This window comes from Mycolicibacterium sp. HS_4_1 (assembly GCF_054515875.1).
Genome location: NZ_CM137261.1, coordinates 5,266,282 through 5,289,072 on the forward strand (window position 1 = coordinate 5,266,282; position 22,791 = coordinate 5,289,072).

Genomic DNA, 22,791 nt, shown 5'->3' on the forward strand with positions numbered 1-22,791 from the left:
CCGGAGGATATTCCGTTTCCCGGATTGACGCGGGTGTGTTGGTATTGGGCGTGCAGCATTCGCGGTGGCCGCTGGCCGAACTGGAGGTGATCACTCCGGCCCTGCAGCTGTGCCACGCGACCGACAACCACGCCGACCGGTTGGCCCAGCTGGCGGCCGAGGGCATCCACGACCCGGCCACCATGCCGTTCGCGGTCCCGTGGACCGACGCGGTCTCCCCCGAGCTGGAGCGCAACACCGTCAAGTACTTCCGGCAGACCCGCGCCGAGGTGTCGACGGAGCATTGGGACATACCGATGGCCGTGATGGTCGACGGCGATCCCGTCGGCGTGTGCGCAGTGACCGCCGACGGCTTTCCGGCCCGACGGATCGTGTCCACCGGCTCCTGGCTGGGGCGTCGCTATCAGGGACAGGGCCTCGGCAGGGAGATGCGCGCGGCCGCGCTGCACCTGATCTTCACCGGATTCGACGCCGACCTTGCGCGCACCGCCGCGTGGCACGACAACGCGGCGTCGCTCGGGGTCACGCGGTCGCTGCCCTATACGCACGCCGGATCGTCGCGGCAGTCGCGGCGCGGTGTCCTCGACACCATGCTCGAGTTCACGATGACCCGCGACCAGTGGGACACAGTGCGCCGCGACGATATCCAACTACGGGGTGTCGACGGGGTGGTCGACCAACTGGCACTCGGTCGGCACCAGCCCGGGCGGCTCAGCTGACCGATGCGATCGCGAACGGCAGCACCGCGGGTGCCCCGGCGCCGCGCAGCGCCTGGGTCGCCATCGTCATGGTCCAGCCGGTGTCCACCAGATCGTCCACCAGCAGCACCGGTCCGGTGACGTCCAACGCGGGCGCCTCCCACGAATCCACCAGCGCCGCAACTCGATACGCGGAGTTGGCGGCCGTCACCCGCCGTCGCTGCGGCCGATAGTGCAGCGTGCCCAGGTTCTGCAGCCGACCCAGATCCGCCAGCCGGTTGACCAACGAGCCGATGAGCTGCGGGTGCCCCTCGGAATCCAGGCCGATCACCGCCACGGGACGCGTATCCCAGTCCCAGGCTTTCAGGACCGCGACGGCGGCCTGCACCACAGCGTCGGGCACCTCGCCGTCAGGGCTGTCGAGCAGTTGACGCAGGCGCGCACCCCAGCCGAGGTCGGTCAGCCGCCCGATGACGCGGCCTGGCTCGGCCCCGCCGGAAATCCGACCCGAGAGCCCAATCCCCAAGGAACCCAAACCCGTTGGCCATTGCTTGCGCGCGGTGATCTCCACGCCGGGTCGCATCAGCTGGTCTCGCACCGCCGATGCCGCCCCCGCGTCGACATCGGCGGTGTAGCGCGCACCGGCACAGTTGTCACACCGGCCGCAGCCACTGCCGTCGAGTTCCGGGTCATCGAGTTGGCTGCGCAGGAACACCATTCGGCACTCGGTCGTCCACTGGTAGTCCAACATCGCCTGTTGCTCGCGTTGCCGCGCGGCGTCCAGGTTCCGGTAGCGCTCCTCGTCGTACGACCACGGTTCGCCGGTACTGGTCCACCCGCCCTTGACCCGGCGTACCGCGCCGTCGACGTCGAGCACCTTGAGCACCATCTCCAACCGGGAGCGGTTCAGGTCGACCAGCGGCTCCAGCGCCGCGGTCGACAGCGCCCGGTCCGGTTCGAGTTCGCCGATCACCTTGCGCACCAGGGCTTCCGACGGGAAGGCCACGGACGCGAAGTACCGCCAGATGTCGGCGTCCTCCTTGCCTGGCAGCAGGATCACCTCGGCGCTGGACGTGGCGCGACCGGCGCGGCCGACCTGCTGGTAGTACGCGATGGGCGATGAGGGCGCACCCAGGTGCACGACGAAGCCCAGGTCCGGTTTGTCGAACCCCATGCCCAGGGCCGAGGTCGCGATGAGCGCCTTGACCCGGTTGTTCAGCAGGTCGGCTTCCAGCTGTTCGCGTTCGGCGGCCTCGGTGGAGCCGGTGTACGACGCGACGGTGTGCCCTTGCTCGCGCAGCAGCGCGGCGATGTCGTGGGCCTGCGACACCGTCAAGGTGTAGACGATGCCGGAGCCGGGCAGCGAATCCAGATGCGCCGCAAGCCATGCCGCACGTTGCGCGGGCCCCCCGGCGTGCACCACCGACAGACGCAGCGACTCCCGGTCCAGTCCGCCGCGGAGCACCAGAGTGTCCCCACCGCCACCCGGCCCATTGTCGGCACCGCCGACGCCCAATTGCGCGGCGACGTCCTGCACCACGCGGTCGTTGGCGGTCGCGGTGGTCGCGAGCACCGGTATGCCCGAACCCAACTCGCCGATCAACGTGCGGATGCGGCGGTAGTCCGGACGGAAGTCGTGGCCCCAGTCGGAGACGCAGTGCGCCTCGTCGACCACGACCAGCCCGGCGTCGGCGGCCAGTGCCGGCAATACGGCATCGCGAAAGTCGGGATTGTTCAATCGTTCCGGACTGACCAGCAGCACATCGAGGTCGCCGGCGGCGACACGCTGGTGCACGTCGTCCCATTCGGTGACGTTGCTCGAGTTGATCGTGGCAGCCCGGACGCCCGCACGTTCGGCAGCAGCCACCTGGTTGCGCATCAACGCCAGTAGCGGCGAGACGATGACCGTCGGACCACGCCCGGCAGCCCGCAGCAGCTTGGCAGCGATGAAGTACACCGCGGACTTGCCCCACCCGGTGCGCTGCACCACCAGCGCCCGCCGGCCCTGCACCACGAGCGCCTCGATGGCCACCCACTGGTCGTCGCGCAGGACGGCCTCGGGGCCGGCGAGCTGTTCGAGCAGGGCCTGCGCGTCAGTACGCGTAGGTGTTGCGGGGCTTGGGAATCGGGTCGGCACTTGTCACTTCCATGGTCGGGACGAAATTCGTGGACGGGCTGGACGAGCCGGGTATCACCTTGCCCCGCACCTTCAGCCAGGTGTCATTCGGGTGCGGACCGACCGCGCCGGTGAGGTGCATGCGAGCCAGCTGCGCGTCGGCGGCGCAACACACGATGACGACTCTGGCCAGATCGTCACCCATGGTGAATCCGGTGACAGTGATGGTCCGTCCCTCAAGGCTTTTCGTGGAATCCGCGGCCGCCCGCAACACCACCTCCGGCAACGACACGGCGCCGTCGGCCGGCAGCGGAGGGAAAGCCCGTTTCGGCGGCGCGACCGCCGCGGTGACCGTCTCGGCGCCGACGGCGCTCATCGGCGGCACGGTGACGAACGCGGTCAGCGCCACCGGGATGAGCAGCAGCCACGCCAGCGACCCCCGGTGGTGGTGGCCACCCGGTGGTCCGCGGCGCAGGTCGCGCAGCAGGCACACCGCGGCCAGCACCACCAGCAGGACGGCCGCCACGAGCAGCCATGGGAGCAGCGCCGGTTTCACGAAGTTCAGGTAGGTGCCCTTCACCGCGATCAGCCCCGTGCTCAGCCCGATCAGCAGCACCAGGATGTTCTGCGTTTCCCGACTCATTGCGCGCCCCCGAGCAGCAGCAGTCCGATGGCCGTCGCGCACGCAGTCGCCACCACCAGGGTCACCGGCGCGAAACGCACCGCGAACGGCCGGCCGAACACCCCGGCCTGCATCGCGAACAATTTGACGTCCACTGCCGGACCTACCACCAGGAACACCAGTCGCGGCACCAGCGGGACCATGGTCAGGCTGGCCGCGACGAACGCGTCGGCCTCCGAGCACAGCGCCAGCACCACGGCCAGCAACGCCATGGTGACGACGCCCACCACCAGGTTGCCGGCGACGTGCTCGAACACCCACGGCGGGACGGCGGCGCGCAGTACGGCCGCGGCGCCGGCGCCGATCACCAGATAGGCCGCGGACTGCAGGAAGTCATGCCGGGCCGCCTCGGTGAACACCGTGAACCGGGACGCATCCTCGTCGTGATGAGCGGGCAGCGTCCGCGTCACCCATTCCGTGCGGCCCCAGCGCTGCCACAGCAGGCCCATCACCACCGCGGTGAGCAGCGAGGCCGCGCAGCGTGCCACCACCATCTGCGGTTGCCCGGGGAACGCGACCGCCGTCGCCACCAGCACCACGGGGTTGATCGCGGGCGCCGACAGCATGAAGGTCAGGGCGGCCCCGGCCGTCGCTCGGCTGAACAGCCGGCGCGCCACCGGCACCGACCCGCACTCACACCCGGGCAGCGCGGCGCCGCCGATGCCCGCCACCGCCACTGCGAGCGCCGGGCGGCGCGGCAACCAGCGGGCGAGCCGTTCCGGAGTGAGATACGCAGCCACCAGGCCGCTGACGATGACGCCCAGGACCAGGAAGGGCAAGGCCTGCACGAACACCCCACAGAACACCGTGGCCGCCGTGGCCAGGCGCGCGTGGTCGGTCAGCAGGCCGCTGACCCACGAGCCGGACAGCGCCAGGCCGATGAGGCCGACGAGCAGCAGCTCCATCGACCCGGCCCGGCGTCGCCGATCCGGCGCCAGTGTGGATTCGTCCCCGACCATGTGCCCATCTTGCCGGGGCAGTCTGACAATCCGGTGTCGATGCGAAGGGCGCCGCGCCGCAGGCGGCCGACTGCCGGCTAGTTCAGCGAATCCACCGCGGCCACGATGTCGGCCACCTCGGTGCGCGTGGTGTAGTTGGGATGCACGTCGATCCAGCGGATCGTGGACGCGCCGTCGACAATCACGACTGTCGGCATGGGTACTCCGAAGCCCCCATCGGCATTGACGGCGGTCAGATCCAGACCCAGTGCGCGCTGCGCGGTCCGGGAGCCCTCCGTGGGTGCGGTGAGCACCCCGAGCGCGGTGGCCAGCTGATTCGCTGGATCGGACAACACCGTGAAGGTCAGCTCGTTCTTTTCCTGCGCCGACAGCGAACCATCAGGCTTCTGCGGGCTCAGCGCCAGCAGCGGGATACCCCGCTGCTGCAGCTGTGGGACCAGGGTCTCCTGGTATGCCCGCAAGGCGAGGTTGCAATACGGGCACCATGCTCCTCGATAGAGCACGATGACCGCCGGGCGACCGTCGAGCGCGGCCGCGAGAGTGGTTGGTACGCCGTGCACGTCGAGCAACTGCACGTCGGGCACCGTGTCTCCGGGAGCAGCGATGTTCGCGGGGATTCCGCGGGCGTCCAGGACAGCCTGCTCGGCAGCGAAGACTGCCGACACCTCCTCGGGGAGATGACCCGCCATGTCGCGACGCATCTGATCGACGCGGTCGGCGATGGTGGCGGGCTGAGCATCAGCGGTGGTCATACGAGATCCTTTCAAGGCGTGCCAGCTTGTCGCGCAAGGACATTGGCAGCAGTTCGAGTTGAGACTTCTCGAGCCTGATCCCGCAAAAATGGAGTGTCAACTCCAAAACCAGAAGTCGCCGACCGCGACCTCGCGCCACAACCCGGTACCGCCCACCCGCGAGCACGCACCCCCACAGGTTTTGGAGTTGACACTCCATTTCTTGGACGGTGCAATGACCTCACGAGCGTGGACCTCACGAGCGTGCCGGTGCTACACGTAGGAAGGTCACCCGGATGCCGCCGACTTCAGTCGAGAAGCTGACCGCCAAAGGCCGCGCGACCCGCGAGCGCATCGTGGCCGCCGCTGCCGACCTGATGTTTCAGCGCGGCGTAGTCCGCACGACCATCGAGGACATCCAGGAAGCCGCTGCGGTCAGCACCTCACAGCTGTATCACTATTTCGCCGACAAGGGCGAACTGGTCGCGGCCGTCATCGACTTCCAGACCGACCAGGTGCTCGCCGTCCAGCGTCTCGGGCTGGACCGGCTCGAAAGCCTGCGTGATCTGTACCGGTGGCGCGACATCCTGGTCGAAACAGTGCGCCGGGCGGGCGGCGTCGGCGGCTGCCCGATCGGCACACTGGCCAACGAACTCGCCGAAATCGACCCGCTCGCCCGGGCTCACCTGGCGCGTTCATTCAATCAGTGGGAGCACCTGATTCGCGACGGGCTGGCTGTCATCGCGGCCCGAGGCGAACTACCCGCCGGCACGGACACAGACCAGCTCGCGATGGCCATGCTGGCCGCAATTCAGGGTGGACTCCTGCTGAGTCAGATCCGCCGCGACGCCACGCCGTTCGAAGCGGCAATTGACACCATGATCGAGTACCTCGCCCGCTTAGGGGTGAAGTAACCCGCCTGCCAATTTTGCCGGGGCAATCCGATCCCTCGCTAGTCCGTCGGGACAACCGGAATCCGGCCCGCGCTCGCGCCGCCGTCGACCGCGAGATCCGCGCCCGTCATGTACGACGACGCGTCCGACGCCAGGAAGGCCGCCACCTCGGCGACTTCGTCGGGCAACCCGACGCGCGTCAGCGGTGCGCCGGGGTGACCGCCGAGGCCACGTTCGATCGGCAGGTGCGCCACCATCGGGGTGTCGATCATGCCGGGGTAGACGGTGTTGACCCGAATACCCATGGGGCCCAGCTCGATTGCGGCCACCTTCGAGAAGCCTCGCAGGCCCCACTTGGAGGCGCCGTACGCGCTGTACCCGGCCAGCCCCTGCAGGCCGGCCTGCGACGAGATGTTGATGATCGAGCCACCGCCGTTCGCGCGCATCGGTTCGACGACAGCCTGAGTACCGAGGAACGGTCCGATCAGGTTGACCCGCAACTGCCGTTCCCACGACTCGGCGGTGTGGTCCATCAGAGGTTCGACGGTGCAGATCGCCGCGTTGTTGACCAGCGCGTCGATCCGGCCGAACTCGCTCAACGCCAGTTCGATCGTTGTCCGCCAATCACTTTCGTTACCGACGTCGTGGCGCTGGAAGCGGGCGGCGGCGCCGATGGACGCGGCGACCGCCTCCCCTTCTTCGACCAGGACGTCGGTGAGCACGACCTTCGCGCCGCGGGCGGCAAACAGCCGCGCCTCGGCCTCACCCTGACCGCGAGCCGCGCCCGTGATGATCGCGACCTTGCCCGTCAGATCCACTGTGCCTCCCGTCCGCCACCCATGACTAGTCGCCGTCCTGGTCGATGCCCGTGAGCATGAGCTCCGAGACCCGGCGGGGAGTCTCGGTGAGGTAGGCCATCGCCGCGATGCGCTTGGGCAGGATGACGTGTTTCTTCTCGTGCTCGACCGCATCCGCGATGGCCTCGGCGACCATGTCGGCGTCCAGCGGCTGCTGCGGGATCATCCGGAACTTGAGCGACCGCTCGATGGTGCGGCGGGCCGGCCCGAACGACCGGATGTGGTCGATCATGTCGGTCTTGACCTCACCGATCTGCACCAGCGTGGTGTTGACCGGCTTCTGGCGCAGCTCGGAGCGGATGCCGGCGGTGAAGTGACTGAGCCCGGCCTTGGAGGCGCCGTACAGGGTGACGCCCGGCCCGGTGGAGATGGCGCCCATCGAGGAGACGTTGACGATGTGGCCTCGACCGCGCTTCATCATCAGCGGCATCACCTGGCGGCACAACTCCATGGGGGCAATCAGGTTGACCTGCAACAGGTCTCGCACGTCCTGGGACGACGCCTGGTAGAAGCGGCCGACGCAGTCCACACCGGCGTTGTTGACGATGACGTCGATGGGGCCGTCGGCCTCCACCCGGCCGATCAGCGCTTCGACCGCCGCCGGATCCATCAGGTCGGTGGGATATGCCTTGCCGCCCAGTTCTTTTGCCAGCGCTGCGAGCTGCTCGGCGTTACGGGCGACGAGCGCGACCTCAGCACCGCGCCGGGCCATCGCCTGCGCGATGTTCCTGCCCAGACCGCGGCTGGCGCCGGTGACCAGGACCCGGCTGTTCCTCAGGTGCATATCCCTACTCCATTCCCCATCGTGCTGACCCGGACCCGGCGGAGGCCCCTCGAGCTCCGCGTCGCGACGCCGACTCAGCGCATGGTGAGCACGCTAAACGGGGTACCACCCGAAATTCAGAGGTAGTTCCCGATCAACGAGACAACATGCCCGCCGGCTCGCATTTTCGGCTTCATAGTGATGTATGCGACGTTTATCGGGCGAGGACAACAGCTTCCTGGCATGGGAGAGCGCCGTCCAACCGCAGCACACCATCAAGGCCGTCGTGCTCGATCCGGCCCAGGGCCACGAACCCATCACCTTCAACGCCGTGCGGGCCGCGCTGCCCGGCCTGGTCGGTCGCGTCGAGCCCCTGCAGTGGCAGTTGTTGTCCCCGCGCTTCGGCGCCGGCCGGCCATGGTGGATCACCCGCGCCCGGGGCGATCTGAACTACCACATGAAGCGCGCGACGGCCGCCGCTCCCGGCACCGACCGCGAGCTGGGCGCGGAGATCGCCAAACTCTTCGAAGAGCCACTCGATCGGGACCGCCCGGCCTGGCAGATGTGGTACATCGACGGCCTCGCCGACGGCCGCGTCGCACTGGTGCTCAAGATCCACCACGCGGTGGCCGACGGCATGGCGTCGCTGAACCTGCTGGAGCAGTTCTACAGCCAGGACCCCGCCGACCGGCTGCTCGAACCCTCGGCCCACCCGCCGCCCGACGAGCACCGCCCGCCGGCCGCGCGGTGGTTCCCGATGGTGGCGCGTCAGCAGGTCAGGTCGCTCATCAAGTTCCCGAAAGTCCTGGCCCGCACGGCCAAGGTGACCCGTACCATCCAGCACCGGCAGAAGGCGGGCAAGCCCGGCTATGCCGAGGCCTTCATCGCGCCGGCCCTGCCGTTCAACGAGCCATTGACCGCGGGCCGCGGCTTCGCTTTCGTCGACGTCGAGATGGACCAGATCAAGCGGGTGTCGAAGGCGTTCGGGGTGAGCGTCAACGACGTCTTCCTGTCGCTGTGCAGCACCGCCCTTCGCGAATACCAGGCCTCGCGCGGGCCCGTCGGCGACGACACCATGACCGCCGTGGTGCCGGTGTCGATGCGCCCGCAGGACGGCGACCGCTGGGGCAACAAGGTGGCCCGCTGGAACGTCGAACTCGCCACCAACATCGCCGATGCGGTGGAGCGGCTCAAGGCCATCTCGGCGAACACTGCCACCGCGCGCGAGGTGCAGAGCGAGCGCGACGCCTGGCTGCAGCACGACTGGATGGAGTACTGGCCGCTGTTCAAGGTCTACTCGCGCGTGCTGCCGACCATCGGGGCGAAGGTCAAGAAGCGTCCGATGTTCAGCATGATCGCGTCGAACATGCGCGGCCCGCAGCACCCGCTGTACTTCGGCGGCGCCCCGGTCGAGAAGCTGATCTCGAGCGGCCCGTTGGTCTTCCCGATGGGCATGAACGTCACCGGGTGGAGCTACAAGGGCGGCATGCAGATCTGCGTACTCACCTGCACCGACCAGGTCAGCGATCCACAGGCCATCGCCGACCGGCTGCCGGTGGCGCTGGCCGAGTTGGTGGCGCGTTGTGCGACCGCGGCGGACTCCGTCACCAGCTGACCCGACAGTTCCGTCGATATGGGGCGTCGTCGGGTATTGGCCGTTGACCACCTATCGCGAGGCTGCCCACACGGCGATCTCGCGGGGACATTTGCGCCATGCAGTCAGGTTCGCGGGGCAATGACGTTGGCCGGCCTCAGGCAAACAACCCACAAACGACTCTGGGCTGCGATATCACCGGTGATACCGCAGCCCAGAAGCTTCGGAAGGGTCAGGACTTGCCCTCGGCCCGCTCCCGCTGGATCTCCAGCGCGATGTCGATCAGCTGGTCCTCCTGGCCACCGATCAGCTTGCGCTGGCCGACGCGGAGCAACAGCTCGTGGGCCGGCACGCCATAGCGTTCGCCCTGGCGCACCGCGTGCTTGAGGAAGCTGGAGTACACACCGGCGTAGCCCATCACCAGCGCGTTGCGGTCCAGCAGGCACTCGGCCGGCATCGCCGGTGCGACAACCTCTTCCGCGGCATCAGCGATGTCGAAGAAGTCGATGCCGGTCTTGACGCCGATCTTGTCGAACACGCCGACCAGCGCCTCGACCGGTGCGTTACCCGCACCGGCGCCGAACCGGCGGCAGGAGCCGTCGATCTGCTTGGCACCCGCGCGCACGGCCTCGACCGAATTGGCAACGCCGAGACCGAGATTCTCGTGTCCGTGAAATCCAACTTGAGCATCCGATCCCAATTCGGCGACCAGCGCCGAGACCCGGTCGGCGACGCCCTCGAGCACCAGCGCACCCGCGGAGTCCACGACGTAGACGCACTGGCAGCCGGCGTCGGCCATGATGCGGGCCTGCGCGGCCAGCTTCTCCGGGGAGATGGTGTGGCTCATCATCAGGAAGCCGACGGTCTCCAGGCCCAGTTCGCGGGCCAGGCCGAAATGCTGGATCGAGACGTCGGCCTCGGTGCAGTGGGTGGCGATGCGGCAGATCGATCCACCGTTGCCCTGCGCTTCCTTGATGTCTTCCTTGGTCCCCACTCCGGGGAGCATCAGGAACGCGATCTTGGCATTCTTCGCGGTCTGCGCCGCGATCTTGATCAGTTCCTGCTCCGGGGTCTTGGAGAACCCGTAGTTGAAGCTCGAGCCACCGAGGCCGTCGCCGTGCGTGACCTCGATGACCGGGACGCCGGCGTTGTCGAGCGCACCGACGATCGCGCGTACCTCGTCGCCGGTGAACTGGTGGCGCTTGTGGTGCGAGCCGTCACGCAGCGAGGTGTCCGTCAGCCGGACGTCCCAGGCGGCGTCGAAAAAGATGTCTCCGGGTTGCAGTGCGGTACTCATGCTTTCGCTCCCACGATTTCCTTGGCGATCTCCTCGCCCACCTTGGTGGCCGCGGCGGTCATGATGTCCAGATTTCCAGCGTAGGGCGGCAGGTAGTCGCCCGCACCCTCCACCTCGACGAAGATGCTGACGACGTGCTGGCCGCCGTTGACCATCGACGGCTCGTCGAACTGAGGCTCGTTGAGCAGCCGGTAACCGGGCACGTAGGTCTGCACCTCGGCGGCCACGTCCTTGATGGATTGAACGACGGCAGCTCGATCCGTATCGGGGGGAATGGCGCAGAAGATGGTGTCGCGCATGATCATCGGCGGATCGGCCGGGTTCAGGATGATGATGGCCTTGCCATCCTTGGCGCCACCGATGTCACGCACGCCGGCGCTGGTGGTCTTGGTGAACTCATCGATGTTGGCCCGGGTGCCGGGGCCGGCCGAAGCGGACGACACCGACGCCACGATCTCGGCGTAGGGCACGTCGACGACGCGGGACACCGCGTACACCATGGGAATGGTGGCCTGGCCACCGCAGGTGACCATATTGACGTTCGGGGCGTCCAGGTGCGCCCGCAGGTTGGCCGGCGGAATCACGCCGGGGCCGACGGCGGCCGGGGTCAGATCGATGGCCCGGATGCCGGCTTCCGCGTACCGCGGCGCGTACGCCTTGTGCACGTAGGCGCTGGTGGCCTCGAAGACGAAGTCCGGCTTCTCGCTCTGGGCCAGCAGCCAGTCCGCGCCTTCGTGGCTGGTCTCCAGCCCGAGCTTGCGGGCGCGGGCCAGGCCCTCGCTCTCCGGGTCGATACCGATCATCCAGCGGGGCTCGAGCCAGTCCGACCGCAGCAGCTTGTACAGCAGGTCAGTACTGATATTTCCCGAGCCGACGATCGCGACGCTCGCTTTGGACGGCATGCTCACTCCTATTGACGAATATCTGTAGAAACTTCGGCCACTACGCGAAAGACAGGTGGACGGAACCCAGTCCGGCGAACTCTGCGACGAAGTCGTCACCCGGCGTGGCATCGAACGCCCGCATGCAGGCACCGGGCAGCACCACGTCGCCCGCCTTGAGCCGCACGCCGAACTGGTCGACCTTGCGGGCCAGCCACGCCACTGCGGTCACTGGATTGCCGAGCACGGCGTCGCTGCGGCCCTTACCGAGCACCTCGCCGTTGCGCTTGAGCACGGCATCGATGCCGCGGATGTCGATGTCTTTCGGCGAAACACGCTCCTTGCCCAGCACCCAGCCGGCCGAGGACGCGTTGTCGGCGATGGTGTCGCACAACTTGATCTGCCAGTTGGCGATGCGGCTGTCGATCAGCTCGATGGCCGGCGCGAACGCCGCGGTGGCGGCCAGCACGTCGTCCTCGGTGCAGCCGGCGCCGGGGAGATCGTCGGCCAGCACGAACCCGACCTCGACCTCGACCCGCGGCAACAGGTAATTCGAGGTCAGCACGGGCTTGTCCTCGAATACCTCCATGTCGTCGAGGAGATGCCCGTAGTCGGGTTCGTCCACATCCATCATTTTCTGCATGGCCTCGCTGGACAAACCAACCTTGTGTCCCACCACGCGGGCACCTTCTGCGACACGCTGACGAATGTTGAGCAGCTGGATCTCGTACGCGTCAACGACGTCGATATCGGCGTAGGTGTCGGTCATCGGCGACATCGCGACCCGGCTGTGCTCGGCTTGGGCCAGCGCGGCAGCGAGCTCGGCACGCACGTTGTCGGACAGCATTCGTGAATTCCCCTAACTTCATGGACCGGCGCAGTTGTCCACAGGCCGGGCAATTCTATAACGTGTTCTACATGACTGGACAGGAGTACGACGTTGTCGTCGTCGGCAGCGGCGCAGCCGGCATGGTCGCCGCCCTCACCGCAGCCCATCAGGGCCTTTCGACAGTAGTCGTTGAAAAGGCCCCACACTATGGAGGTTCCACTGCGCGGTCAGGTGGCGGCGTCTGGATCCCGAACAACGAGATTCTGCAGCGTGCGGGGGTCAAGGACACCCCGGAAGCAGCCCGGACCTACCTGCACAAGATCATCGGCGACGTGGTCCCCGCAGAGAAGATCGACACCTATCTGCAGCGCGGCCCCGAGATGCTGTCGTTCGTGCTGAAGAACTCTCCACTGAAGCTGTGCTGGGTCCCGAACTACTCCGACTACTACCCGGAGACCGAGGGCGGCCGCGCCGGCGGACGGTCCGTCGAGCCCAAGCCGTTCAACGCCAAGAAGCTCGGCGCCGACGAGGCCGGCCTGGAGCCGGCGTACGGCAAGGTGCCGCTGAACATGGTTGTGATGCAACAGGATTACGTCCGGCTCAACCAGCTCAAGCGCCATCCGCGCGGCGTCCTGCGCAGCCTCAAGGTCGGCATCCGCGCCACCTGGGCCGGCGCCACCGGCAAGAACCTGGTCGGCATGGGGCGCGCCCTCATCGCACCGCTGCGCATCGGCCTGCAGAAGGCCGGCGTGCCGGTGCAGCTGAACACCGCGCTGACCGACCTCTACTACGAGGACGGCGCCGTCCGCGGCATCTATGTGGTTGATGCCCGTGACTCGAACAATGCGGAGCCGCAACTGATCCGGGCCCGCCGCGCAGTGATCCTCGGTAGCGGCGGCTTCGAGCACAACCAGGAGATGCGCACCAAGTACCAGCGCCAGCCGATCACCACCGACTGGACCGTGGGAGCCAAGGCCAACACCGGCGACGGCATCTTGGCCGCCGAAAAGCTGGGCGCCGCAATGGAGATCATGGAAGACGCGTGGTGGGGCCCGACGGTGCCGCTGCCCGACAGCCCGTGGTTCGCGCTGTCCGAGCGCAACTCCCCCGGCTCGATCATCGTCAACATGAACGGCAAGCGGTTCATGAACGAATCCATGCCGTACGTCGAGGCCTGCCACCACATGTACGGCGGCAAGTACGGCCAGGGCGACGGACCGGGCGAGAACGTGCCGGCCTGGCTACTGTTCGACCAGCAGTACCGCAACCGCTACATCTTCGCGGGTCTGCAACCGGGACAACGCATTCCGAAGAAGTGGACCGAGGCCGGCGTCGTAGTCAAGGCCGACACCCTGGAAGAACTGGCGGAATTGACCAATCTGCCGGCTGACGCATTGACCCAGACCATCGAGCGCTTCAACGGCTTCGCCCGCAGTGGCGTCGACGAGGACTTCGGCCGCGGCAACAGCGCCTACGACCGCTACTACGGCGACCCGACCAACAAGCCGAACCCCAACCTGGGCGAGATCAAGCACGGCCCGTTCTACGCGGCCAAGATGGTGCCCGGTGACCTGGGCACCAAGGGCGGCATCGTCACCGACATCCACGGCCGCGCACTGCGCGAGGACGGTTCGGTGATCGCGGGCCTGTACGCGTCGGGCAACGCCAGCGGACCGGTGATGGGCCACACCTACCCCGGCCCCGGCGGGACCATCGGCCCCGCCATGACGTTCGGATACCTGGCGGCACTCCACGTGGCAGGAAAGGGCTGACATGCCGATCAATCTCGACGAGGCCTTGGGGGCGGAGCTGCCGCCAATCGATTTTTCTTGGACCAGCAGCGACGTGCAGCTGTACCACCTGGGACTGGGTGCCGGCGCGGACCCGATGAGCGAGCGCGAGCTGCGCTATCTGATCGACGACAAGCCACAGGTCCTGCCGACGTTCGGCAATGTGGCGCAGAGCTTCCACGAGACCAAGGCGCCAACGGTCAAGTTCCCCGGCATCGACATCGAGCTGAGCCGCGTGCTGCACGCCAGCGAAGCCATCTACACTGACGCGCCGATCCCGCCGTCGGGCACCGGCCGGGCCGTCACCAAGTTCACGGAAATCTGGGACAAGGGCAAGGCCGCGGTCATCTGGTCGGAGACCACGGTGACCACCACGGACGGCGCGCCCCTGTGGAAGCAGAAGCGGTCCATCTTCGCCCGCGGCGAGGGGGGCTTCGGCGGCGACCGGGGCCCGTCGGCCTCGGCAGCCGAGCCCGACCGGGCACCGGACCTGCAGATCGCGCTGCCCACCCTGCCACAGCAGGCACTGCTGTACCGGCTGTGTGGTGATCGCAACCCGCTGCACTCGGACCCGGCGTTCGCCAAGGCCGCGGGCTTCGACCGCCCGATCCTGCACGGGCTGTGCACCTATGGCATCGGTTGCAAGGCCATCGTCGACAACGTGCTCGACGGCGACGCCGGACGGGTCCGGTCGTACGGCGCACGCTTCGCGGGCACCGTGATTCCGGGTGAAACCTTGCAGGCCAACCTTTGGCGTGACGGTGAACGAATCACCGGCGTGCTGACGGCACCAAGCCGGGACAACGTCGTCGTGCTTGCCGGAATCGAGCTCACCGCGTCCTGAACAGGACGTATCCGGAATCGGCCGCTTTCTCAGCGGCCGATTCCGGCAAACCAGGGCCAGCGGTCGGGTCGCCGCTGCGGCGTCCACCTCTATCCACAGCGGACGCTTAACCTGCTAGCTTTCGTAGTAGTCAGTAATTTATCCAATTACTCGTGACTCAGCTTCCGTGGGGGAAGCCGCCCGTCGGACGACTTGAAGACAAAGGAGCCACATCGCCATGAGTACCCGCAAGATCACCATCGCCATCGGCGCAACCGCCGCGTTCGGCCTGATCGCCACACCGTTCGCGCTGGCCGACTCGACCCAGCCCGCGGGTGTCGCGCCCGCTCCCACCACCGTGGCCTTCGGCAAGGACGGCAAGCTCGTCAACGGGAACACCGTCGCGGAATGGGAAATCAGCAACCTCAAGCCCAGCACCGACGTGCTGCCTCAGCGCGTCAACGGCACGCTCTGGGAAGCGACGGCCGAATACTCGGCTGAGCGCGGTAGCTCGCAGCCGTTCGTGCCGAACCTGAATGCCCGTGCGGCCGACGGAGAGAACTACCGCGTGCTGTGGGGCGCCGCCACCCCGCAGGGCATCAACCCTGCCGGCCTCGCCGAAGGACAAGAGTCCAAGGGCAAGATCTACTTCGATGTGACGGGTGCCGTTCCAACCAGCGTCGTGTACGCCGACGGTGACCTCGACCTGATCAAGTGGCAGGGCACTGAAGCCACCACCGGTGCCGCTCCCGCCGCTGCTCCGGCCCGCGGTGCTGCCCCGGCCGCAACCCCGTCCGCGGCGCCAGCTGCTGCGCCCGCCGCCGCTCCTGGCGCCGCCCCGGCAGCCGCTCCGGCCGGTCTCGGCAGCGCCGTGCCGGGCGCCACCCCGGCGGGCACTGTTCCGGCCGCGACGGGTGCGCAGCCTCCGGCCGGTACCCCGGTCCCGGCGGGCACTCCGGCCCCGGCCGGCACCCCGGCCGCTGATGCTCCGGCCCCGGCCGGCACCCAGGTTCCGGCCGGCACCCAGGTTCCGGCGGGTACCCCGGCGGTTGCCCCGGCCCCGGCCGGCACCCCGGCCGCTGATGCTCCGGCCCCGGCCGGCACCCAGGTTCCGGCGGGCACCCCGGCCACAGCTCCGGTTGCCGGCCAGGCTCCGGAAGCTGCTCCGGTTCCCACCGCCGCCGAAAGCGGCCCGGGCACCGCTGCCACCGCCGGTGGCGCCGTCTCGCAGGCTCCGCTGACCCCGGCTCCAGCTCCCAGCCAGGCCATCGCCGGCCAGCCGGCGTCCAGCGCGGGTCAGGGCACCGCCGCCCCGGCCGGAAACCAGCAGGCTGCTCCGGCCGCCCCGGTTACCCCGACCCCGGCGCCGGCCTCTTAGGAAACAACGAATTGGGGCCAGTCGCGATCATCGCGACTGGCCCCAATTTCTTTGTCTGGCTTGTTCTTTCGTAACTACATCTGACGGCCGACGTCCCCGCCACGCTGCGGCGGCGGGGATACCGGAGCGACGGGCGCCGGACCGGCATTGTGCGAGCCGGCACTGGGTCCGGCCGCCGGAGGTGCCGCCTGCGCCGGAGCGGACGGGTGCCGGCGGGAGTCACGGGCATCCTGCTGGGACTGCCGCTGATCCTGCTGGGACTGCCGGTTGTCCTGCTGCTGCTGACGCGCGTCCTGCTGGGACTGCCGGTCGTTCTGCTGGTTCTCCCGGACATCCTGCTGCGCCTGGCGCTGCTCCGGCGACATGGGCGCACCGCCGCCGCCGGCCGGCCCACCGGGCTGGCCCGCCGCGGGTTCGCCGCCCGGCATGCCGCCTTCCTTGCCACCGCCCTTGCCCATGGCCTGCTGGATCATCTGGCCGAACTGGCCCGCCTGCTGACCCATCTGCCCCAGACCGCCGCCCTGGCCGGCCATCTGACCGGCTTGCTGGCCCATCTGACCGAGCTGGCCGAGCATCTGGCCCATCTGGCCGACGCCCTCCCCGCCCTTGCTGTCGGCGTTGTCGTACGCCGACTGGGCCATGCCGACCTTGCCCGAGAACATGCCCTCCTTGGCCTGCAACGAGGCCACGTTGGCGGTCATATCGGCGGCCATGGCCGGCAGTACCGCGGCGATGGTCGCGCTCATGGCGTCCTCGCCGGGCTGGATCATCGGCATCTCGGGCAGCTCGACCGAGGCTGCATTCCAGCTGATGTTGTCCGGCGTCTGCAACGGTGAACCCATCAGTTACCCCCTACTCAACTCACCAGTCGTCGTCGACGTCTTCGTCATATGAACCGTGGTCCAGCGCTTCGGGCACGGCCAGCTGGGTGATGCGGCCCCCGCCGCCACCTTCGCGGTGCCCCATGCCGCCCATGGCACCCATCGCGCCACCCGCGCCGGCAGCGGCGGCGACCGGAGCCAAACCGCCTGCTCCCATGCCACCCGCGGCGCTCGCCGGCATCACCCCGGGTCCAGCCGGACCGGGGCCGACCATCTTGGCCAGTAACGGCGTCTGCACGGAAGCCGCGCCCACGCCGCCACCGCCGCCGGGCATGCCGCCCTTCATCAACCCCGCGCCGTGGGCGGCCCCGGATCCGCCGGCCAGCGGATGGTTCGAGAACGCGCCGAACGGTGAGGCACCGAGGCCGGCCTTGCCCTGGCCGCCGCCGGAAAACAGCGAGGTCAACTGCTGCAGCGGCTGCGAAAGTTGTTGCAGCGGTTGCATTGCCTGCTGCGGCAACTGCCCGAGCATCTGCGGGAGCTGGCCGGCCATCTGCATCATCTGGCCCATCATCTGGCCCATCTGATCGCCGCCCTTGCCCGCCGACTCCGCTGTCTTCTGCGCGGTCTGGGCCACCTGCGGCGGCACGCCGGCAGTCGGGATGCTCGGAGGCGCGCCGACGAAGTTGGCCACCTCGGTGGCGCTGGCCGTCACCGCGGCGATGTTCTGGGACAGGCCCATCTTGATCCGGCTCTGAATCAGCTCCTGCACGTTCGGAAACGGCGCCGCCGACAGGGCCATGCACTCCTGCTGCACTTCCTCGGCGGTGGCATTGACCAGGTTCTTGGTCTTGATCACCGCGGCCACCATGGACTGCAGCTTGGCGGCGATCGCCGCTGCCTGCGCGCCGTTGGCCTCATGGCCGCCGATGATGGTGGTCGCCTCGCCGGCGGCGGCAACCGAACCAGCACCGGTCCACTGACCGGTCAAGTTCATCAACTGGCTGGTCTGCTGTGGCACCACGTGACCGGTGATCTTCGTGGCCAGCTTCGTATAGTGCGCGGCCGCTTCCTCGAGCTGTTCCTCATTGACGTTGGGCCACCCCGGCCCCGTCACCGTCTGCGAACCGAACGGACTGCTGTCCGGCTGAATCCCCATAGACACGGCCCCCTTCCCCAGACATACCGCGTCGCTTCGAGCCTACCGCCCCGAGGGGTAGGCACCCGACGCAAAACTGACGGACGGTCATCGGCACGGCCCGCTACGGATTCGGCTGATCCTGCCGGGCCAGCAGCCGGGCATACCCAGTTCCCATGGCCAGCAGCACCAGGCCGACGACGATGAACACCGCCACGCGGAACATGCCGTTCAGCGTCCCGAGATCGAACAGGAACAGCTTGGCCATCGCGGCGGCCACCAGCACCAAGCCACCGCCGATGGGCAACGACCGCCGGGCCTTCGGCCGGCGCGCCGCGTACCCGAACAGCGCGGCCGCCACGGCAATCCAGCCGATCGTCGCAACCATGTGGCCGGCGAAGAATCCTCCTTTGACGCCACCGATCAGCACACCTGCCGTGACGGTCAGCATCGTGGACGCATAGGCGGCGACGACGACCGTGCCTGCCCACATCAGCCGAACTTCCTCATCGTTGCGTCGTTCGGTCCATGCCCGCACAACGGCCACCACGCTCGCCACCGCAAAGATGCTGGACACGATGGTCGAGACGGCGCTGCGGGTACTGAGTTCCACAGCACGGAACAGCAGATCCGGCGGCGAGTAGCTGAGATAGACGGCACCGCCGACGGCCCCGAATCCGACGCCCACCCACCGGGCGATCGGGTCGTGGCGGCCGGCCACGGCCACCACGACGGACATGGCGAGCAGCACCGCGCCACCGATCCTGCCGTCGAAGGCCACCAGCACCGCGAACAGCGCGCACACCGCGGAGACGGCCGACCAGATCCGTTGCACCGCACCGACCACCCCCGGCAGCCGATCGCCGAGCAGCACGATCGCGAGGAACAGCGCCGCCACAGCGGCAATGATCGCCCCAGCGACCGCCGACCGGACCACCGCCGAGACGAACAACACCGGCAGCGCACCGCCCGCGGTCGCCAAGGCGAGCAGCGATCGGTTGGTCGTCTTGGACAACAACATCAGCGCGCCGGCGACGGCCAGGACGGCGGCCGCCGCACAGGCGCCCGCGAGCGCCGGATTCCCGTTGGTGCCGAAGGACGCCGCGGCCAGCGCCACCAGCAACGGAAATGTGCAGACCACCGTCCGGGCCACGAACATCGCGACCCAGTCCTTACCGAGCTGCACCGGCAGCGACGCCGCGGACAGGGCCAGCATGAACCCGATGAGCAACAGCGAGAAGCCGTCGGCCACCACCGGGGCCAGCACGGCCAACGGCACCAGCGCCAAGAGCGCGAGTTGTTGGGAATCCCAGCGCCGGGCCAGCGTCAGACCGCCGCCGCCGATCACCGCGGCCAGCACCAAACCGACTGGCGCAGAGAGCCATTCATAGATTGTGGTGGCCGCGACGACGTCGATGTACGCCGCCGCGATGCCGGTGGCCGCCAGGGCAACCGCTCCGACCGTCCCGCCGGGACGCGTCTTGAGGCGGGTCGCCCCGGCCACCAGGCCCGCCGCCAGGACCACCCCCGCGCCGACGCGGAACTCCGGGCGCAACAGGCCGGCCTGCGCGGCCAGCACCAACAGCAGGACGACGCCGATGAGCGTCACCGCGACACCGGCCGCGGCCAGCGCCTTGCCGATCCAGCCGTCCGAGCGCTCGGGCTGCGGTTGCGGTGCCTGTTGCGGTTGCGGGTACGGCGCCGCCGTTGGCGGAGCCTGCGGCGCCGCGGTCGGGGCAGGCTGAGGCTGCTGCCAATATTGCTGCGGCGCGACGTAGGCGGCCGCCTGCGGCGTCGGCTGTGGTGGAGCCAACGACCGATCGAGTTCGGTCAGGCAGGCCGACACCCAGGCCAAGTGGTGGGATATCGCCGCGACATCCTGCGAGAGCCGGGCCACCATCGCCCGCTGCGGTTCGGTCATGCCGTCATCATCGCGCCGAACGACCCGCATCCGGATGAGTAGGACTACCCGACTACGTCACGACGAGAGTCAGCCCAGAATCAGGCCCGATGTCGGGACGCCGGTGCCGGCGGTGACCAGCACGTGCTCGACATCGGGCACCTGGTTGACGGACGTCCCGCGAAGCTGGCGCACTCCCTCGGCGATGCCGTTCATGCCGTGGATGTACGCCTCACCGAGCTGGCCGCCGTGGGTATTGATCGGCAGCTTGCCGCCCAGCTCGATCGCACCGTTCGCGATGAAGTCCTTCGCCTCGCCCTTGCCGCAGAAGCCGAGCTCTTCGAGCTGCAGCAGCGTGTACGGGGTGAAGTGGTCGTACAGGATCGCGGTCTGGATGTCGTCCGGCGTCAGTCCACTCTGGCTCCACAGCTGCCGGCCGACCAGACCCATCTCGGGCAGACCGAGTTCGTCGCGGTAGTACGAGTACATCGTGAACTGGTCAACACCTGCGCCCTGCGCGGCCGCCTCCACGATCACCGGACGCTGCTTGAGGTCCTTGGCCCGCTCCGGGGTGGTGACGACGATCGCGACGCCACCGTCGGTCTCCTGGCAGCAGTCCAGCAGCCGCAATGGATCGGCGATGAAGCGCGAATTCTGGTGATCCTCGATGGTGATCGGCTTGCCGTAGAAATGCGCCTTCGGGTTGGTGGCGGCGTGCTTGCGATCAGCCACCGACACCACACCGAAATCGGCACTGGTGGCGCCGTATTCGTGCATGTAGCGCTGCGCGACCATGGCCACCGAGGCCGCCGGAGTGCTCAGCCCGTGCGGGTACGACCAGCTGTACTCGACGCCACGCGAGTCTGCGTTGACCGTCAGGCCGGTCATCACCTGGCCAAACCGGTGCTCCGAGCGCTCATTGAATGCTCGGTATGCCACAACACATTCCGCGATGCCGGTCGCCACCGCCAGCACGGCCTGCTGGACTGTCGCCGCCGCGGCACCGCCGCCGTAGCCGATCTGGCTGAAGAATTTCAGCTCACCGATGCCGGTGGAACGGGCCACCGCGGTCTCCAGGTTGGAGTCCATGGTGAAGGTCACCAGACCGTCGACGTCCGTGGGCGAGAGGCCCGCGTCGTTCAGCGCATCGGTGACGGCCTCGGCCGCCAGCCGGATTTCGCTGCGGCCGGAGTTCTTGGAGAAGTCGGTGGCGCCGATACCGGCGATGGCCGCCTTACCGGAGATGCTCACAGGGCTCCTCCCATCGTGAGAGTCGAGGTGGCGATGACGTGGTCGCCAAGGCTGTTGCTGCCCACCACTTTCAACGTCACCAGGTCGCCTTCGACCGCGGTGACTTCACCGCGGAAGGTGATGGTGTCGTAGGCGTACCACGGCACACCGAGACGCAGCTTGATCGACTTGACGATGGCGTTGGGGCCCGCCCAGTCGGTGACATAACGCCCCACCAGGCCGGTGTCGGTCAGGATGTTGACGAAAATGTCCTTGGAGCCCTTGGCCTGCGCCTTGTCCCGGTCGTGGTGCACATCCTGGTAGTCCCGGGTGGCGATGGCCGTCGAGACGATGAACGTCGGGTCACCGTAGATCGACAGCTCGGGCAGTTTGGTTCCCACGGCCGGAGCCGCTCCGGCGGCGACATCGGGCAGGGTGTTCACTCCGTCGTTCCTTCCCATGCGTACAGGCTCCAGGCCGGACTGACGTCGCTGTCCGGGAAGTCGATGAACGTTGCGCTGACCGGCATTCCGATCTTCACGTCGTCGTGCTCGACGCCGCGAAGCTCACCGAGCATGCGCACGCCCTCTTCCAGTTCGACGAGCGCGATGACGAACGGCAGGCTGCGGCCCGGCACCTTCGGCGCGTGGTGCACGACGTAGCTGAACACCGTGCCCCTGCCCGACGAGACGACGTAGTCGATCGGAGAATCTTTGTCCTGCCAGATCGCCGGCACCGGCGGGTGCTGCAGCGAACCGTCGGGCCGCTTCTGGATCCGCAGCTCGTGGGCGTTGACGCCGTCCCAGAAGAACTGGGTGTCGCGCGACGACGACGGGCGCATCAGCTTGTCCGGGTCGAGATCAGCTGGGATGGCACCCGTTTCGGCCGCCTCCTTGCCCTGCTTGCCCGCGGGCAGGAACTTCATGATCCGCCAGTCCATGTCGGCGACTTCCTCGTCACCGACATGCCAACGGATCTTCTGGTTGACGAAGTAACCCTCGCCCAGCGCGGTCTGCTTGGGGCCGACCACGTCGGTCACCTCTGCGCTGATGCTGACCCGCTCCCCCGGCTGCAGATAGCGGTGGTAGTTCTGGTCGCAGTTGGTGGCGACGACGCCGACGTACCCGGCGTCATCGAACAGCTTCATGATCCGGGCCAGTGGATCGTCGTCGGACCGCGTGCGGCCCAGGCCCATCATGGTCCACACCTGGATCATGGCCGGCGGCGCCACGATGCCGGGGTGCCCGGCAGCCTTGGCGGCCTCCTCGTCGACGTAGATCGGGTTCTTGTCGCCGATCGCGTCGGTCCAGTGGTGAATCATGGGCTGGTTCACCGGATCCCGGCTCAGTGTCGGCTTGCTGCGCCCAGCGGCGACGATCGCGTCGATGCCGGCCTGAAGATCAGACATTGC

21 protein-coding genes are annotated in these 22,791 nt (G+C 68.1%); 6 read left to right on the forward strand and 15 right to left on the reverse strand.

The genetic code is table 11. From position 1 onward, the window contains the following. The first annotated feature begins 50 nt into the window (after positions 1 to 50). A complete protein-coding gene (locus tag ACX12F_RS25540; RefSeq protein WP_459367056.1) occupies positions 51 to 719 on the forward strand; it encodes a GNAT family N-acetyltransferase in 669 nt (222 codons plus the stop codon). On the opposite strand, the gene ACX12F_RS25545 is transcribed toward ACX12F_RS25540, so the two are convergent. The 4 genes from ACX12F_RS25545 to ACX12F_RS25560 all read right to left on the reverse strand — a co-directional run bounded on the left by ACX12F_RS25545 (position 712) and on the right by ACX12F_RS25560 (position 5,207). After that, complete coding sequence (locus tag ACX12F_RS25545; RefSeq protein ID WP_459367057.1) at positions 712 to 2,835, reverse strand: RecQ family ATP-dependent DNA helicase; 2,124 nt, start codon at positions 2,833 to 2,835, stop codon at positions 712 to 714. The two genes, ACX12F_RS25540 and ACX12F_RS25545, sit on opposite strands and share 8 nt — an antisense overlap. After that, positions 2,792 to 3,457, reverse strand: a complete 666-nt coding sequence (locus ACX12F_RS25550) for a TIGR03943 family putative permease subunit (protein WP_459367058.1) — start codon at positions 3,455 to 3,457, stop codon at positions 2,792 to 2,794. Before ACX12F_RS25550 ends, ACX12F_RS25545 begins: the two co-directional genes overlap by 44 nt. Further along, a complete protein-coding gene (locus ACX12F_RS25555) occupies positions 3,454 to 4,455 on the reverse strand; it encodes a permease (protein ID WP_459367059.1) in 1,002 nt (333 codons plus the stop codon). The genes ACX12F_RS25550 and ACX12F_RS25555 overlap by 4 nt, the downstream gene beginning before the upstream one ends. A 77-nt stretch (positions 4,456 to 4,532) precedes the next feature. Beyond that, entirely contained in the window at positions 4,533 to 5,207 is a 675-nt protein-coding gene (locus ACX12F_RS25560) for a peroxiredoxin-like family protein (protein WP_459367060.1), read from the reverse strand. Between the two features lie 275 nt (positions 5,208 to 5,482). On the opposite strand from ACX12F_RS25560, the gene ACX12F_RS25565 reads away from it, so the two are divergent. After that, positions 5,483 to 6,100: a TetR/AcrR family transcriptional regulator gene (locus tag ACX12F_RS25565; protein WP_459367061.1), complete on the forward strand. Its 618-nt coding sequence runs from the start codon at positions 5,483 to 5,485 to the stop codon at positions 6,098 to 6,100. Positions 6,101 to 6,138: 38 nt separating this feature from the next. Here the strand turns inward: ACX12F_RS25565 and ACX12F_RS25570 are convergent, their stop codons facing one another. Then, positions 6,139 to 6,897 (reverse strand): glucose 1-dehydrogenase, encoded by a 759-nt coding sequence (locus ACX12F_RS25570; RefSeq protein WP_459367062.1) that lies wholly within the window; start codon positions 6,895 to 6,897, stop codon positions 6,139 to 6,141. Between the two features lie 25 nt (positions 6,898 to 6,922). Continuing rightward, the gene (locus ACX12F_RS25575; RefSeq protein WP_459367063.1) at positions 6,923 to 7,720 is read right to left on the reverse strand and encodes an SDR family NAD(P)-dependent oxidoreductase; all 798 of its coding nucleotides are present in this window, start codon (positions 7,718 to 7,720) and stop codon (positions 6,923 to 6,925) included. A gap of 184 nt (positions 7,721 to 7,904) precedes the next feature. Here ACX12F_RS25575 and ACX12F_RS25580 point away from each other — a divergent pair, with 184 nt between their 5' ends. Further along, positions 7,905 to 9,314 carry a wax ester/triacylglycerol synthase family O-acyltransferase gene (locus ACX12F_RS25580; protein WP_459367064.1) on the forward strand — a complete coding sequence of 470 codons (1,410 nt, stop codon included), beginning with the start codon at positions 7,905 to 7,907 and terminating at the stop codon, positions 9,312 to 9,314. Between the two features lie 211 nt (positions 9,315 to 9,525). Here the strand turns inward: ACX12F_RS25580 and dmpG are convergent, their stop codons facing one another. The 3 genes from dmpG to ACX12F_RS25595 are packed head-to-tail and all read right to left on the reverse strand — an operon-like array spanning position 9,526 to position 12,318. Next, positions 9,526 to 10,590, reverse strand: coding sequence for a 4-hydroxy-2-oxovalerate aldolase (gene dmpG, locus ACX12F_RS25585; protein WP_459367065.1), 1,065 nt, complete (start codon positions 10,588 to 10,590; stop codon positions 9,526 to 9,528). Further along, the gene (locus tag ACX12F_RS25590; protein ID WP_459367066.1) at positions 10,587 to 11,492 is read right to left on the reverse strand and encodes an acetaldehyde dehydrogenase (acetylating); all 906 of its coding nucleotides are present in this window, start codon (positions 11,490 to 11,492) and stop codon (positions 10,587 to 10,589) included. The genes dmpG and ACX12F_RS25590 overlap by 4 nt, the downstream gene beginning before the upstream one ends. A gap of 40 nt (positions 11,493 to 11,532) precedes the next feature. Next, entirely contained in the window at positions 11,533 to 12,318 is a 786-nt protein-coding gene (locus ACX12F_RS25595) for a 2-keto-4-pentenoate hydratase (protein ID WP_459367067.1), read from the reverse strand. 71 nt (positions 12,319 to 12,389) lie between these two features. Here ACX12F_RS25595 and kstD point away from each other — a divergent pair, with 71 nt between their 5' ends. The 3 genes from kstD (at position 12,390) to ACX12F_RS25610 (ending at position 16,291) form a co-directional block, all read left to right on the forward strand. Next, positions 12,390 to 14,072: a 3-oxosteroid 1-dehydrogenase gene (kstD, locus tag ACX12F_RS25600; RefSeq protein ID WP_459367068.1), complete on the forward strand. Its 1,683-nt coding sequence runs from the start codon at positions 12,390 to 12,392 to the stop codon at positions 14,070 to 14,072. 1 nt (position 14,073) lies between these two features. After that, positions 14,074 to 14,934, forward strand: a complete 861-nt coding sequence (locus tag ACX12F_RS25605) for an enoyl-CoA hydratase ChsH3 (protein WP_459367069.1) — start codon at positions 14,074 to 14,076, stop codon at positions 14,932 to 14,934. Positions 14,935 to 15,151: 217 nt separating this feature from the next. Further along, entirely contained in the window at positions 15,152 to 16,291 is a 1,140-nt protein-coding gene (locus ACX12F_RS25610; protein ID WP_459367070.1) for an MPT63 family protein, read from the forward strand. Between the two features lie 74 nt (positions 16,292 to 16,365). On the opposite strand, the gene ACX12F_RS25615 is transcribed toward ACX12F_RS25610, so the two are convergent. From ACX12F_RS25615 to ACX12F_RS25640, 6 genes are all read right to left on the reverse strand, one after another. Then, a complete protein-coding gene (locus tag ACX12F_RS25615) occupies positions 16,366 to 17,133 on the reverse strand; it encodes a hypothetical protein (protein ID WP_459367071.1) in 768 nt (255 codons plus the stop codon). A 19-nt stretch (positions 17,134 to 17,152) separates the two neighbouring features. Then, positions 17,153 to 18,271, reverse strand: coding sequence for a hypothetical protein (locus ACX12F_RS25620; RefSeq protein ID WP_459367072.1), 1,119 nt, complete (start codon positions 18,269 to 18,271; stop codon positions 17,153 to 17,155). 103 nt (positions 18,272 to 18,374) lie between these two features. Continuing rightward, the gene (locus tag ACX12F_RS25625; RefSeq protein ID WP_459367073.1) at positions 18,375 to 20,171 is read right to left on the reverse strand and encodes a DUF2339 domain-containing protein; all 1,797 of its coding nucleotides are present in this window, start codon (positions 20,169 to 20,171) and stop codon (positions 18,375 to 18,377) included. A gap of 69 nt (positions 20,172 to 20,240) precedes the next feature. After that, a complete protein-coding gene (locus tag ACX12F_RS25630) occupies positions 20,241 to 21,395 on the reverse strand; it encodes a 17-hydroxy-3-oxo-4-pregnene-20-carboxyl-CoA lyase (protein WP_459370506.1) in 1,155 nt (384 codons plus the stop codon). 2 nt (positions 21,396 to 21,397) lie between these two features. Then, entirely contained in the window at positions 21,398 to 21,841 is a 444-nt protein-coding gene (locus tag ACX12F_RS25635) for a MaoC family dehydratase (protein ID WP_459367074.1), read from the reverse strand. Continuing rightward, entirely contained in the window at positions 21,820 to 22,788 is a 969-nt protein-coding gene (locus tag ACX12F_RS25640; protein WP_459367075.1) for a bifunctional MaoC family dehydratase N-terminal/OB-fold nucleic acid binding domain-containing protein, read from the reverse strand. The genes ACX12F_RS25635 and ACX12F_RS25640 overlap by 22 nt, the downstream gene beginning before the upstream one ends. Positions 22,789 to 22,791 lie beyond the last annotated feature (3 nt).